Below are 13522 nucleotides of genomic sequence, written 5' to 3' on the forward strand. Positions count from 1 at the left end.
TCGCCGGGAGATTCCCTGGGGGTCTCAGCCGCGCAGGGCGTCCAGCCGCCGTCGGGCCGGTCCGAGCGCCCGGCCGCGGTGCAACAGGCCCGACCAGGGGTCGGTGCGGGCCTGCTCGACGGCGTCGGCGACGGTCCAGCGGCGGGCGTGCAGCTCCGGGTCGTCCAGCTGGTCCCAGGTGATGGGGGTCGCCACCGGCGCGCCCGGGCGGGGCCGGACCGTGTAGGGCGCGACGGCGGTCTGGGCATAGGCGTTGCGCTGGATGTCGAGGTAGAGCCGGTCACCGCGCTCCTTCTTGCGGGCTGCGGTGGTGAGCCGGTCGGGGTGCGCGTCCACGAGGGTCTCGGCGACGTCCCGGGCGAAGGCGCGCACCTCGTCGAAGTCGTGCCGGCCGTTCAGAGGCACGATGACGTGCAGCCCGCGCGAGCCGGTGGTCATCAGGGCCGCGGGCAGCTCCAGCTCGTCCAGCAGCTCCCCGAGGAGCCGGGCGGCCTCGCGCACGGCCTCGAAGTCGTCCCCCGAGGGGTCGAGGTCGAAGACCAGCCGGTCGGGGTGGTCGACGGCGTCGGCGCGGGACAGCCAGCGGTGCAGGGTGATGCTCGCCTGGTCGACCAGGTACAGCAGGGTGGCCGTGTCGTCGCAGACGGCGTGGCGGACGGTGCCGCCCTCCTTGGCCACCTCGACCCGGGAAATCCACTCCGGGTAGTGCTCCGGGGTGTTCTTCTGCATGAACGTCGGGCCGTCGATGCCGTCCGGGTGCCGCTCCAGCATCAGGGGGCGCCCGCGCAGGTGCGGCAGCATGAAGGGCGCGACGGCCCGGTGGTAGTCCACCAGGTCGCCCTTGGTGTACTCCTTGGCGTCGCCGCCGCCCGGGAAGAGCACCTTGTCCGGCCGGTGCACCCCCACCGTGCGGCGGCCCGCCCGCACCCTGCGCGTGCCGTCGTCGCCGCTCACCGCACGACCGCCTCCTCCACCAGCAGCCGTCCGGCCGCCGCGATGGACTCCGCGTCGATGCCCGAGGCCCGCAGCTGCTCCTCCGGGGAGGCCGAGCCGGGCATGGTCCGTACGCCGAGCCGCACCAGGCGCGGCACGGGGCGCCCGTCGGTGAAGGCGTCCAGGACGGCGTCCCCGAGGCCGCCCTCGGGATGGTGGTCCTCCACGGTCACAAGGCAGCCGGTCTCGTCGGCGGCCTGATGCAGGGTGGCCCGGTCGACGGGCTTCACGGAGTACAGGTCGATCACCCGCACGGCGATGCCCTCCTGCTCCAGGGCCTCGGCGGCGGCCAGCGCCTCGTGCACGGTGACGCCCGCCGCGACGAGGGTCAGCCGGTCCTGGCCGGAGGAACGCAGCACCTTGCTGCCGCCGACCGGGAACTCCTCGTCCGGGCCGTAGATCACCGGGCTCTCGCCGCGCGAGGTGCGCAGGTAGCGGACGCCCTCCAGGCCGGCCATCTCCCCGACGAGCCGCGCGGTCTGGTTGGCGTCGCACGGGTACAGCACGGTCGAGCCGTGCACCGCCCGCATCATCGCCAGGTCCTCCAGGCCCATCTGGCTGGGGCCGTCCTGGCCGATGGCGACGCCCGCGTGGGAGCCGACGAGGTTGATGCCGGAGCCGCTGACGGACGCCATCCTGATGAAGTCGTACGCACGCGTGAGGAAGGCCGCGAAGGTGGCGGCGTACGGCACCCAGCCGCGGGAGGCGAGGCCGACGGCCGAGGCGACGAGCTGCTGCTCGGCGATGTAGCACTCGAAGTAGCGGTCGGGGTGCTCCTTGGCGAAGAACTCGGCGCGGGTGGAGTCGCCGACCTCGCCGTCCAGGGCGACGATGTCGCCGCGGCCGGTGCCGAGGGTGGCGAGCGCCTCGCCGAAGGCGTTGCGGGTGGCGACCTCCTCGCCCTTGTCCCACCTCGGGAGGTCGAAGTCGCCGGTGTGCACGGAGTGCAGCATGCGGGCGGCGGGCGGCTCCTGCACCCGGACACGGATGTCGCGCGGGCCGCCGAGCTCGGTGATCGCGTCCTCGGCCTCGGGGAGCGGCTTGCCGTGCAGGCCCTCGCGGTCCTGGACACCCTCGACGCCCTTGCCCTTGAGGGTGCGGGCGAGGATCGCGGTGGGCTGGCCCTTGGTGGAGGCGGCTTCGGCGTAGGCCCGGTCGACGGCGTCGACGTCGTGGCCGTCGACCTCGATGGTGTGCCAGTCGAAGGCCTGGAAACGCCGGGCGTAGGCGTCCAGGTCGTGGCCGTGCCGGGTGGGGCCGCGCTGGCCGAGCCGGTTGACGTCGACGATCACGGTGAGGTTGTCCAGGTGCTCGTACCCGGCGTGCTCGGCGGCCTCCCACACGGATCCCTCGGCGAGCTCGCTGTCACCGCACAGCACCCAGGTGCGGTAGCCGGTGCGGTCGAGCCGCTTGCCGGCCAGCGCGATGCCGACCCCGACGGGCAGGCCCTGCCCGAGCGAGCCGGTGGCCGTCTCGACCCAGGGCAGGCGCTGCGGGGTGGGGTGCCCTTCGAGGCGGCTGCCCAGCTTGCGGAAGGTGAGCAGTTCTTCGTCGTCGATGGCTCCGGCCGCCTTGTACGCGGAGTACAGCAGCGGGGAGGCGTGGCCCTTGGAGAGGACGAAGCGGTCGTTGCCGGGGTGGGCGGGGCGGTCGAAGTCGTAGCGGAGATGGTGCGCGAGCAGGACGGCCATCAGGTCGGCCGCGGACATCGAGGACGTCGGGTGCCCGGAGCCCGCCGCGGCGGCGGCACGGACACTGTCCACCCGCAGCTGCTGTCCGAGGTCGGTGAGTTCACCGGTGTTCATGAGTCTCCTTTCGTGGTGTCGTCCGGGTCGTCCGGGACGTCGGTTCGCTTGACCGGGCCGGGCGCGGGGTGGGGAGCCGGGGGTGGCTGCCCGGGTCCGGGCTGGTTCTTCGCGGGCTCACCACCCGGCTGGTTCCTGGCCGGCTCACCACCCGGCTGGTTCCTGGCCGGCTCACCACCCGGCTGGTTCCTCGCGGGCTCGTCGGCGGCCCGTGGTGCCTCCGCAGCCGGGCGGCCCTTGGCCGTCTCGGGTTCGGTGAGCGGCCGTGCGGGCCCAGGGCCGGGGCCCTCCGCCGTCGGGCGGCCCTTCGCCGTCTCCGACTCGGAGCGCGGCTGGGCGTTCGGCCGCGCGGCCCCGGATCCGGGCCGCACCTGCGTCGCCCCGGATCCGGGCTGCCCCTTCGCGGGCTCATCGGGGGGCCGGTAGCGGCCCTCGCCGGTCCCCCCGTCGTCCGTGTCGGCCGCGAGCGCCGCTCCCGGCCCGGACCGGGCGCTCGCCTCCTGCCGCTGCCCGGGCCCGCCCGCCACCCGTGCCACCTCGGGCGACGAGGTGTCGAGCGGCACCGACCAGGACCGTACGAGGCCCAACTGCACGGCCTGGCGGGGCAGTACGGCGTCCAGCAGCCAGTCGGCCGCGACCCGGACGCGGTTTCCGGGCATCGCGGCGAGATGGTAGCCGCGCGTCACCGCGCCCGCCGGTACGCCGGACAGGGGCACGCCGAGCGGATTGGCGGCGGCCTTCGCCCCGCCCAGGTCGACGACGAACCCCAGGTCGCGATGGCGATAGGGCTTGCGCGCACCGCCGAGGCCGAGCGACGCGGCGACGTTCTCCGCCGCGACCTTGCCGTGCCGCCAGGCGTGCTGCGCGGTCATCGGGGTGTAGCTCCCGGGGTTCTCCAGATCGGGTACCGCGGCCACGTCACCGCACGCGAACAGCTCCGGCCGCCCGGGCACCCGCAGGTGCGGGTCGACCAGCAGCCGTCCCTTCTCCATGGGCAGCCCCAGGGACTCGACCAGCGGGTCGGGCCGTACGCCCACGCACCACACCAGCGTCCGGGTCGCGACGAACTCGCCGTCGGTCAGCACGACCCCCTCGTGCGTGGCCTCCTTCACGGACGTCCCCATCCGCACGTCGACCCCCCGCTGCCGCAGCACCCGGTCGGCGGTGGCGGAGAGCCTCTCGTCCATCTCGGGCAGCACCCGCGGCGCCACGTCCAGCAGCATCCAGCGCGGCCGCATGCCGTGGCGCAGCGGATGCCTGCGGACCTGCGCGTCGGTGAACATCTGCCCGTGCGCGGCGACCTCGGTGCCGGTGTACCCCGCTCCGACCACGACGAAGGTGCAGCGCGCGGCGCACGTCTCCGGTTCGTCGGAGGAGGCCGCGAGCTCCACCTGCCGGGTCACGTGGTCGCGCAGGTACAGCGCCTCGGGCAGCCCCCGGAAGCCGTGCGCGTGCTCGGCGACGCCGGGGATGGGCAGCAGCTTGTTGACACTGCCCGCGGCGAGCACCAGCCGGTCGTAGGCGAGGGTGCCGCCCTCCCCTTCGGGGCCGGTGTAGTGCAGCGTGCGGTCGTCGAGGTCGATGCGGTCGGCCTCGCCCAGCACCAGCCGTACGTGCGGCAGCGAGTCGGACAGGGAGACCGTGACCCGGCGCGGCTCCAGGACACCGGCGGCGACCTGGGGCAGCAGGGGCAGGTACAGGAAGTAGTCGGTCGGGTTGAGCATGGTGATGTGGGCCCGGCCCCGGGTGAGCCGGGACAGGGTACGGGCCGTGCGGTACCCGGCGAAGCCGGCACCGACGATCAGGATGCGGGGTCGACTCACGGTCGCTCGCCTCCGGCGCTGTCGCGTAGCTCGGGAGCCTTCCGCGTCCCCCTGGCCAGGGCACCCAAACGTCGGCGGGGCCCCGCCCGCCCGGACGACGCCGGTTTCCGGCCCCCGGCTCGGGTAACCCGGTGCGGGATACGGACCGCCGACGTTGCGGAGGCACCTCCCCATGCCCGAGTACGGATACTTCCTCTCGTGCGAGCAGTACGGACCCGCCGAGCTCATCGAGCAGGCGCGGATGGCCGAGCAGGCCGGGTTCCAGGCGCTGTGGATCTCCGACCACTACCACCCCTGGAACGACGAGCAGGGCCAGAGCCCGTTCGTGTGGTCGGTGATCGGCGCGCTGTCCGAGGCGGTGTCCCTGCCGATCGAGACGGCGGTGACCTGCCCGACCGTGCGCATGCACCCGGCGGTGGTGGCGCATGCCGCGGCGACCAGCGCGGTGATGACGAACAACCGCTTCCGGCTCGGGGTGGGCTCCGGTGAGGCGCTCAACGAGCACATCCTGGGCGACCACTGGCCCCCGGCGCACGTCCGGCTGGACATGCTGGAGGAGGCCATCCAGGTGATGCGCCGGCTGTTCACCGGCGAGGAGGTCAACCACCACGGTCCGCACTACACGGTCGAGAACGCCCGCCTGTACACCGTCCCGGACGAGCCGATCCCGATCGACATCTCCGGCTTCGGGCCCGCCGCGACCCAGCTCGCCTCCCGCGTCGGCGACGGCTACATCTCGGTCATGCCGGACGAGGCGATGGTGGAGCAGTACCGCAAAGGCGGGGGCGGGGGAAAGCTGGTCAGCGGCGGCACCAAGGTCTGCTACGGCACGGACAAGGAAGAGGCCGTCCGAACCGTCCACCGGCTCTGGGCGAACGAGCAGCTGCCGGGCGAACTGGGCCAGGTGCTGCCCTCCCCCAAGCACTTCGAGCAGGCGCAGCAGCTCGTCACGGAGGACATGGTGCGGGAGAACCGCGTGTGCGGTGACGACGTGGACGAACACGTGGCGGAGCTGAAGCAGTTCGCCGACGCGGGCTTCGACCGGGTCTACGTGAACCAGATCGGTCCGGACCTGCGCGGCTTCTTCGACTTCTACCGCACGAAGGTGCTGCCGCAGCTCCAGCAGGCCGTCTGACGCGGGTGTGGCGGGGCCGGTGTCGTCTAAAGTCGCCCGCATGTCTGTTCGTTTACGTATGCGTGACGCCCTGCCGGAAGCGATGCGGGCCCGGGACAAGGCCGCGGTGAGTGCCCTGCGTGGCACGCTCGCCGCGCTGGACAACGCCGAGGCGGTGCCCGTGGACGGCACCGTGCCCCGGGCGGCCGCTCTGGAGGCCTCGCCGGTCGGGGCCGGTGCCACCGAGGCGGCCCGGCGCGAGCTCAGCGAGCGCGAGATGATCGACGTCGTGCGCGGCGAGGCCGCGGAACGTCTGGAGGCGGCAGCACACTTGACCGCCCCCGCCCACGCGGATCGTGCCGAACGGCTGCGGGCGGAGGCGGCCGTGCTGCTGCGGTTCCTCGACGAACCCGGGGACGGAGCGGAAGGCGCGTAGAGGGCGCTAGCCCCGGGCTGCTCCTGCCAGCTTCCTCATGGTCAGGGCCGCGGCCGCCGTGGTGAGGGCCGCGCCCATCCACCCGCGGTTCCTCGACAGCCACTGCTGGAAGCTGTCGTCCGTGGATTCGTCGTCGAAGCGGCCGTGGGCGCCGAAGTCCCGCCCGTGCGGCCCGTCCGCCGGGGACCACAGGTTCGCGGGGCCCTCGGGCGGGCCGTCCTCCTGCTGCGCGTCGACGTTGGTGCGGGCGAGGTAGCGGTCGAGCAGCCCGGGGGCGACCGCGTTGGCGAGGAGCGTGGCGGCGGTGGAGCCGCCCACCCAGTACTCGCGGCGCCGTGCGTGCGACGAGGCGTGCACGACGGCACGGGCCGCGACCTCCGGCTGGTACACGGGCGCCACCGGCCGGGCCCGTCCGGGCATCCGGTTCAGGACCCAGTCGAACTGGGGGGTGTTGAGGCCCGGCAGCTGCACCATCGTGGTCCGCACCCCGCTGCGCGCGTGCAGCAGTTCGCAGCGCACCGACTCGTTGAACCCCTGGATCGCGTGCTTGGCCCCGCAGTACGCCGACTGCAGCGGAATGCCCCGGTAGGCGAGTGCGGAGCCGACCTGCACGATCGTGCCGCGGTCGCGCGGCAGCATGTGGCGCAGGGCGGCCCGGGTGCCGAACACGTAGCCCAGGTACGTCACTTCGGTCACGCGCCGGAACTCGTCCGGGGCGACCTCGGTGAACGGTGCGAACACCCCGGTGAAGGCGTTGTTGACCCAGACGTCGATGTGGCCGTACGCGTCGACGACCTGCTGGGCCGCGTCTTCGACGGCCTTGGCGTCGGAGACGTCCACGGGGACGACGAGCGCCTCGCCTCCGGCGCGTTCCACGTCGTCCGCCGCGGCGGCGAGCCCCTCACGCCCGCGTGCGAGCAGGGCGACCCTGTCGCCGCGGGCGGCGAAGGCCCGGACCGTGGCCCGGCCGACGCCTCCGCTGGCGCCGGTCACCACCACCACGCGGCCGCGCCGGTGCGATGTCCCTGGTGTGCGCACCCGGCATCACACCCCGCGGTGGGGTACGTCCGGCTCGCCCGCCGGCCGCGGGGGCACGGGGCCCGGGGCGGCCGTCCCGCCGGGCGGGGCGGGCGGCACCGGCGGATACGGCATGCCGCCGACCGCTTCGGCCGCGCTCCGGCGGGCGCTGTTCTGGTCCGGCGCCGTCCCGGCCGCGTGCCCGGCACCCGGGCCGGACGGCCGCGCCATGCCGCGCAGCACGTAGGCGAGGGCGCCCAGGATCACGGCGGTGATCAGCGCGGCGGCCCAGTCGGGCAGGGCGAGGGCGAGGGCCAGCCCCACGGCGAGCGCGAGGGCCGCGCCCGCGTAGAGGGCGAGCGTGCCGGACGCGGCGTACAGGGCGGCCTTGCGGCGCTGCTTGCGCGTCTGCTCGCGCAGCTCCTCCCGTACCGTCTCGCGCGCCACCTGTGCCAGCTCGTCGACGAGGTGCTTGTCCAGATGCTCCAGGTGATCCAACGGCTTCATGCCCGGCCGGGTACCCTCGGCCCCCTGTGCGTAACTAGGCTCAGCCGTATGGAGATTCTGGGTGCCACACTGCGCGTCTGCGTCGACGACCTCGAGACCGCGATCCCCTTCTACGAGCGACTGGCGGGCGGCAGAGCCCAGCGCTTCGAGCGGGGAGGTGTCCAGGTCGCGGCGATCGGCTGCTTCCTGCTGATGAGCGGTCCCCCTGCCGAACTGGAGGTGCTGCGCAAGGTCGCCGCGACGATCGCCGTGACGGACGTGGACGAGACCCACAAGGTGCTGACCGAGCTGGGTGCTCAGATCGTCGCGGGGCCGATCGCCTCACCGGCGGGCCGCAACCTGATCGCCCTGCATCCGGACGGCTCGGTCTACGAGTACGTGGACCGTCACGTCTGAGCGCCGCCGGGGCCTCGGCGCCGCCCCGGCCCGGTGATCATCTCGGTGGTGATCGCCCAGCGTTCGTGGTCGCGCCAGGCCCCGTCGACGAAGAGCATCTTCGGCGAGAAGCCCTCCAGGCGGAACCCGCAGCCCCGGGCCAGGGCGATCGAGGCGGCGTTCCCCGGCTGGACGTTGATCTCCAGCCGGTGCAGCCGCATCGGGCCGAACGCGTAGCCCACGACGAGGTCCAGCCCTTCGCGCATCAGCCCCCGCCCGGCGGCGTGCGCGAAGGCGCCGTAGCCCAGCGCCCCGGACTGGAAGCCGCCCTCGACGATGTTGTTGATGTTGATGAAGCCGCAGATGCCCCCGTCGTTCTTCGCGCAGACCAGGAAGCCGGCCTTGGCGGGGTCCTCGATCAGCCGGCCCGCGTAGGCGGTGTACGCCTGTGCCGTGGTGGGCGGGAAGAGCCACGGGTGGTGCAGGTCCTTGCTCTCCCGGGCGCGGGCGGTGAACTCGGCGCCGTCCTCGTGGGTGAAGGGGCGTATGCCCACCCGGGGGCCTTCGGCGAGGTGGCGGGATGCGTGGTGCGGCACCCCGCCACAGTAACCGCGCTGCCCGTGCGCCCCCAGTCGGGGCGTCAGGAGCCGGCGACCGGAAGCCGCAGCACCCCGGTGTCGTGCGGCCCGCTGACCACGGTCACCGGCTTGACGCCCCGGTTGCCGAAGTACGCGTCGTCGCTCGCGGCGATCACGAACCGCAGCCGGTGCCCTCTGTCGTACCGGTGCACGATGCCGGGCAGGGTGACGGTGAAGCTCCGGGTGACGTCCGGGACGCGTACCGGTGCCGCCAGACGGCGCACCAGGGTCCGGGTGCCGTCGGGGGCGACGTCGTAGAGCTTGGCGAACAGGACGAGCTTGTCGGCGGCGTCGGAGCTGTTCTGGGTGCGCTCGGCCTTCGGGGAGAGGACCTTGAGCGTGGCCCGGGGTGCGCCGACGACGTCGAGGGGGCGTTCCAGCGGCGCGCTCGTCCAGCCGAGGTAGGTGCCTTCGGTGTCGCTCGGCGGTACGTCCGGCAGCCCGATGATCGCGGCGATCGAGTTGTCCGAATGGCTGGTGGGGATCAGCCGGTTGGTGTAGCCGCGGCTGCCGCCGGCCACCTTGCCGCGGTCGTCGACGAGCTTGCCGTCGCCGGAGAGGTACAGGGTGCTGCTGAGGGGCGGGAGGTGTTCGGCGGTGGCGTAGGCGCGGTCCGGGTCGGTGATCCAGTCGCGGCGGTAGGCGAACGCCGGCCCCGTGTCGATGTGGGGGCGGTTGCGCAGGTGCCGCTCGAACCAGGCGAGGACGCGTCGGCCGACGTAGCTGGTCTCCAGGTTGCCCTTGGTCAGGTCGAGCTCTCCGGCGGCCGGGCCGCTGCGGCCGCTGCTGTGCCCCCAGGACTGCCAGATCATCTTGACGGGTGTGCCCCGGGCCTTCAGCGTCCGGTACGTCGCCGTCGCCTCGTTGAGGTTGAACAGGGTGTCGGCCTGCCCCTGGACCAGCAGGGTCGGCGTGTCGACGCGGTCGAGGTAGGACACCGGGGACACACGGCGCGCGTAGGCGAGCAGCTCGGCGGTGCGGCCGGCCGGGAAGCGCCCGGTGTTGAGCGTGTGGACGGTCCGGCAGGCCTCGGTGACGAAGTGCAGGCAGGCCAGGGAGTTGACGCGGGAGGGGTCGAGAGCGGGCTGGAGCAGCGGCTGGCCCTCGCCGATGAGGTAGAAGCCGTTCGTCCACTGCCACTTGAAGGCCCCGGGGACGTCCCGGCTGCCGACGGCGTTGTTGGGAGCGAGCGCGTACGCCAGGTCGTTCCAGGTGATCATCGGGACGAGCGCGTCGAGGCGGTGGTCGACGGCGGCCGTCGCGAGCTGGACGGCCCCGCCGTAGGAGCCGCCGATCATGCCGACGCGTGGGTCGCCGGGTGCGTCACGGGTGACGAAGTCGGCGGTGGTGCCGTCGTCGGCGGCGCGGGTGCCGCCCAGGAAGTCGACCAGCCGCGAGGCGGCGGCGCCGTCGATGTCCGGGTCGTCGAGGGAGATGAGACACCCGCTGCGGCCGAAGCCGAGTCCGGAGTAGACGAGCGAGACGTAGCCGCGCCGGGCGAAGGCCTTGCCGACGGCGTCCGTCGAGCCGTCCGTCTTGCCGCCGCCGAAGCCGTTCGTGCCGAGCACGGCGGGCGCCGGGTGGTCGCGGTCCACGCCGGCGGGACGGTAGAGGTCGGCGTCGATCGTGCAGGCGCGGCCGCCCGCCCGCACGGTGAACTTCAGCGGCGTGACGGTGTAGGCGTCGGCCGCGGCCGACGGCGGGGTGAGGGCGAGGGGCACGGCCAGGGCGGCGCCCAGAGCGAGAGCGAGGAGTGCGCGGGTTCTGGGCGCGCGTCGGGACACTCGGACCTCCACGGTGAGGGCAACCCGGATACCGACCAGTAGGTACCGGCCGCTTGTCATGGTGTGACACGTGTCAGGAGCCGTCAATCACCGAAACGAGGGTTCTTGACGGTATTTCAGCAGCGCCCGCCGTCAGCCGAGGGCCGGTTCCTCCAGGGTCAACGTGCCCGAAGCGGCGTCCAGTTCGGCCCTCACCCCGAGGGGCATGGTCAGCGCGCCCACGCCGTGCCCGAACCCGAACTCCTCCAGGACAGGGACACCCAGACCGCCGAGCCGGTCGGCGAGGACCGCGCGCACCTGCCCGTACGGTCCGCATCCCGCCCAGGAACCGAGGACGATGCCGGCGACGCCGTCGAGCCAGCCGCTGCGCAGGAGTTGGGTCAGGCAGCGGTCCAGGCGGTACGGGCTTTCGCCGACGTCCTCCAGCAGCACCAGCCCGCCCCGCGCCCCGGGGTGGGCGTGCGGGGTGCCGAGGTCGCTCGCGAGCAGGCTGAGACAGCCGCCGAGCGTGACGCCCCGGGCGCGGCCCGGCACCAGTGCGGTGCCGCCCGGGGGGACGGCCGTGATGACCTGCACGGACTCCGGCTCGAAGAGGGTGGCCCTCAGGTGGTCCTGGGCCCGGGCGCTCTTGAGGAAGTCCACGCCGGCGGCCGCGGGCCCGTACAGGGTGGCCAGGCCCAGACGGCCGGCGAAGGCCTGGTGCAGGACGGTGATGTCACTGAACCCGGCGAACACCTTCGGGCCCGCCGCCCGCATCGCCTCCCAGTCGAGCAGGTCGACCATGCGCTGCGCCCCGTATCCGCCGCGGGCACACAGCACGGCCGCCACGGACGGATCGCACCAGGCCTCCTGGAAGTCGGCGGCACGCTGCTCGTCCGTGCCGGCCAGGTAGCCCAGCGCTGCGTGCCGGGCGAGCGCATGGGGTGCCACCACGGGGTCGAGGTCCCAGCCGCGCAGGATGTCGAGCCCGGCCTGGAGCCGCTCCTCGGGCACGGGCCCGCTCGGCGCGACGACGGCGACGCGGGCGCCGGGGGCGAGCCGGGGCGGTCGTGCGGGCGGGTTCACCCGGCGAGCCCCAGGGTCGGGACACCGGGCGGGTCCAGGCGGAACACCTGCGCGTAGAGGGAGAGTTCGGCCTCCAGAGCGCGCACCATGGTCTCCGCCCTGCGGAATCCGTGCCCCTCCCCCGCGAAGGTGAGATAGGCGTGCGGCACCCTCCGGCCCGCCAGCCGGGCCAGGAACCGCTCGCACTGCACGGGCGGGCAGATCACGTCGTCCAGGCCCTGGAGCAGCAGGAACGGCACGGTGAGGCGGTCGGCGTGGGCGGCGGGCGAGCGCTCCGCGTACCGGGCGGGCACGTCGGCGAGCGGCCCGATCAGGCTCTCCAGGTACCGCGACTCGAAGTCGTGGGTATCGCCCGTCCCCCAGCCGGCCAGATCCAGGATGGGGTACTTGATGGTGCCGCAGGCGTAGACGTCGGTGGTGGTGAGCGAGGCGGCCGCGGTCCAGCCGCCCGCACTGCCGCCCCGGACGGCGAGCCGGCGGCGGTCGGCGGTGCCCTCGTCGGCGAGGGCCAGGGCGACCGCGGCGCAGTCCTCGACGTCCACCACGCCCCACTGCTCGCGCAGCCGCTCCCGGTACGGGCGGCCGTACCCCGTGGAGCCGCCGTAGTTGACCTCGGCGACGCCGATGCCGCGCGAGGTGAAGTAGGCGATCTCCAGGTCGAGCACGAGCGGGGCCCGGCCGGTGGGCCCGCCGTGCGCCCAGACGACGTAGGGCGGCAGTTCGTCACCGGGCGCCACGCAGCCGGGGTGGTGCGGCGGGTAGATGTGGGCGTGGATGTCGCGCCCGTCCGGGCCGGTGAAGGTGCGGATCTGCGGCTCGGGGTAGTACGCGGGATCCACGGCGTCGTCGTGCTCGGCGCCGACGACCCGGGCCCGGCCGGTGCGGGCGTCCAGCTCGACGACCTCGTAGGCGCTGCGCGGGCTGGCGCCGACGGCGACGACCCGTTCGCCGTGGGCGGCGAGGGTGGGGGCGAACTCGGTCCAGGGTCCGGCGGCGTCGACGACCTCGCCGGTCTCGGGGTCGAGCACGCCGAGGGCGGTGGCGCCCCGGCCGTGCACGACGGCGATCAGACCGCTGTCGAGCGGGGTGAACCATCTCGAACCCAGCTTCCACAGCGCGCCGCCGAACTCCTCCTCGCGCGGGCACAGCGGTTGCCCGTCGAGGTAGAGGTTCCACCAGCCGGTGCGGTCGCTCGCGTGCAGCAGGCGGCCGTCGTGGGTCCAGTCGGCCTGGGCGATGGACTCGCCGGGGCCGCCGGCCACGGCCCGGGCGCCGCTCAGGGTGCCGTCGGGGGTGACGTCGGCGAGGAGCAGTTCGGTGCCGTCCCAGGGCATGCGCGGATGGTCCCAGGCGAGCCAGGCGGCCCGGAGCCCGTCGGGCGAGAGCTTCGGCCCGGTCACGAACCGGTGCCGGCCGTCGGTGAGTTCGCGTACGGCGCCCCGGTCCTCGGCCGCCGATCCGTCCAGGGGGACGGCGGCCAGGACGCGGCGCACGTCGCTGGGTCCGTCGCCGGTGAACTCCTCCAGCACGCACCACACCTCACCCCGTTCGGGCAGCGGCAGCGGCTCGGCCCAGCGCAGTCCCGCGCCCACCGGGGACACGGGGGTGAGCGGGCGGGGTTCACCGCCCGGCTGGCAGCGGTACAGCCGCTGGTCGGCGAAGTTCACGAACACCACCAGCGGTCCGGCCTCACCGGGGAGCGCGGCCCACGGGTGCCCGCCGTACTCGATGACCCGGCTGCGCACGTTCCACGGCGCGGGCAGCAGGGACTCCTCCCGGCCGTCGGCGTGCCGCCTCACCAGGGTGCGCCGGCCGCCCTCGGCGGGGCGCGGCTCGGTCCACCACACCTCGTCGCCGACGCAGCCCACGTACTCCGGGTGCCCGTCGTGCGCGGCGGTCATGGCCGCGTCGATGGGCGAGGGCCACGCCCCGTAGGCCAGCGTCCGCACCGTCTCCCCCACTCTC

The 13522-nt window shown here is 74.0% G+C and carries 12 protein-coding genes; 3 read left to right on the forward strand and 9 right to left on the reverse strand.

Going from position 1 to position 13522, the window contains the following annotated elements; all coding sequences use genetic code 11:
* Positions 1–24: 24 nt before the first annotated feature.
* From ligD to AB0F04_RS03100, 3 genes are read right to left on the reverse strand one after another with little or no spacing between them, the layout of a single operon-like run.
* Positions 25–954, reverse strand: a complete 930-nt coding sequence (gene ligD, locus AB0F04_RS03090) for a non-homologous end-joining DNA ligase (protein WP_362037078.1) — start codon at positions 952–954, stop codon at positions 25–27.
* Entirely contained in the window at positions 951–2798 is a 1848-nt protein-coding gene (locus tag AB0F04_RS03095; protein ID WP_362037081.1) for a transketolase, read from the reverse strand. Before AB0F04_RS03095 ends, ligD begins: the two co-directional genes overlap by 4 nt.
* On the reverse strand, positions 2795–4621 hold the full coding sequence (locus AB0F04_RS03100) for an FAD-dependent oxidoreductase (protein ID WP_362037083.1): 1827 nt from the start codon (positions 4619–4621) through the stop codon (positions 2795–2797). The genes AB0F04_RS03095 and AB0F04_RS03100 overlap by 4 nt, the downstream gene beginning before the upstream one ends.
* A 172-nt stretch (positions 4622–4793) precedes the next feature.
* Here AB0F04_RS03100 and AB0F04_RS03105 point away from each other — a divergent pair, with 172 nt between their 5' ends.
* Positions 4794–5756 carry a TIGR03557 family F420-dependent LLM class oxidoreductase gene (locus tag AB0F04_RS03105; RefSeq protein WP_362037085.1) on the forward strand — a complete coding sequence of 321 codons (963 nt, stop codon included), beginning with the start codon at positions 4794–4796 and terminating at the stop codon, positions 5754–5756.
* Between the two features lie 82 nt (positions 5757–5838).
* Entirely contained in the window at positions 5839–6171 is a 333-nt protein-coding gene (locus AB0F04_RS03110) for a hypothetical protein (RefSeq protein ID WP_362037344.1), read from the forward strand.
* Between the two features lie 6 nt (positions 6172–6177).
* Here the strand turns inward: AB0F04_RS03110 and AB0F04_RS03115 are convergent, their stop codons facing one another.
* Both AB0F04_RS03115 and AB0F04_RS03120 read right to left on the reverse strand, forming a co-directional pair.
* Positions 6178–7209 carry an SDR family oxidoreductase gene (locus AB0F04_RS03115; protein ID WP_362037088.1) on the reverse strand — a complete coding sequence of 344 codons (1032 nt, stop codon included), beginning with the start codon at positions 7207–7209 and terminating at the stop codon, positions 6178–6180.
* A 6-nt stretch (positions 7210–7215) separates the two neighbouring features.
* A complete protein-coding gene (locus AB0F04_RS03120) occupies positions 7216–7695 on the reverse strand; it encodes a phage holin family protein (protein WP_362037091.1) in 480 nt (159 codons plus the stop codon).
* A 48-nt stretch (positions 7696–7743) separates the two neighbouring features.
* Here AB0F04_RS03120 and AB0F04_RS03125 point away from each other — a divergent pair, with 48 nt between their 5' ends.
* Complete coding sequence (locus AB0F04_RS03125) at positions 7744–8091, forward strand: VOC family protein (protein ID WP_362037094.1); 348 nt, start codon at positions 7744–7746, stop codon at positions 8089–8091.
* On the opposite strand, the gene AB0F04_RS03130 is transcribed toward AB0F04_RS03125, so the two are convergent.
* From AB0F04_RS03130 to AB0F04_RS03145, 4 genes are all read right to left on the reverse strand, one after another.
* Positions 8082–8666, reverse strand: a complete 585-nt coding sequence (locus AB0F04_RS03130; protein WP_362037096.1) for a GNAT family protein — start codon at positions 8664–8666, stop codon at positions 8082–8084. The genes AB0F04_RS03125 and AB0F04_RS03130 overlap by 10 nt on opposite strands.
* Before the next feature lie 44 nt (positions 8667–8710).
* Complete coding sequence (locus AB0F04_RS03135) at positions 8711–10492, reverse strand: CocE/NonD family hydrolase (RefSeq protein ID WP_362037098.1); 1782 nt, start codon at positions 10490–10492, stop codon at positions 8711–8713.
* Between the two features lie 132 nt (positions 10493–10624).
* The gene (locus AB0F04_RS03140) at positions 10625–11557 is read right to left on the reverse strand and encodes an LD-carboxypeptidase (protein ID WP_362037100.1); all 933 of its coding nucleotides are present in this window, start codon (positions 11555–11557) and stop codon (positions 10625–10627) included.
* The gene (locus AB0F04_RS03145; RefSeq protein ID WP_362037103.1) at positions 11554–13518 is read right to left on the reverse strand and encodes a prolyl oligopeptidase family serine peptidase; all 1965 of its coding nucleotides are present in this window, start codon (positions 13516–13518) and stop codon (positions 11554–11556) included. The genes AB0F04_RS03140 and AB0F04_RS03145 overlap by 4 nt, the downstream gene beginning before the upstream one ends.
* Positions 13519–13522: the final 4 nt, after the last annotated feature.

Source organism: Streptomyces sp. NPDC029041, from assembly GCF_040637515.1.
Classification (GTDB): Bacteria; Actinomycetota; Actinomycetes; order Streptomycetales; family Streptomycetaceae; genus Streptomyces.

Bases quoted from the DNA above. Each gene is read 5' to 3' on its own strand.
- AB0F04_RS03095 (WP_362037081.1), bottom strand. From the start codon at position 2,798: ATGAACACCGGTGAACTCACCGACCTCGGACAGCAGCTGCGGGTGGAC.
- AB0F04_RS03105 (WP_362037085.1), top strand. From the start codon at position 4,794: ATGCCCGAGTACGGATACTTCCTCTCGTGCGAGCAGTACGGACCCGCC.
- AB0F04_RS03110 (WP_362037344.1), top strand. From the start codon at position 5,839: ATGCGGGCCCGGGACAAGGCCGCGGTGAGTGCCCTGCGTGGCACGCTC.
- AB0F04_RS03120 (WP_362037091.1), bottom strand. From the start codon at position 7,695: ATGAAGCCGTTGGATCACCTGGAGCATCTGGACAAGCACCTCGTCGAC.
- AB0F04_RS03125 (WP_362037094.1), top strand. From the start codon at position 7,744: ATGGAGATTCTGGGTGCCACACTGCGCGTCTGCGTCGACGACCTCGAG.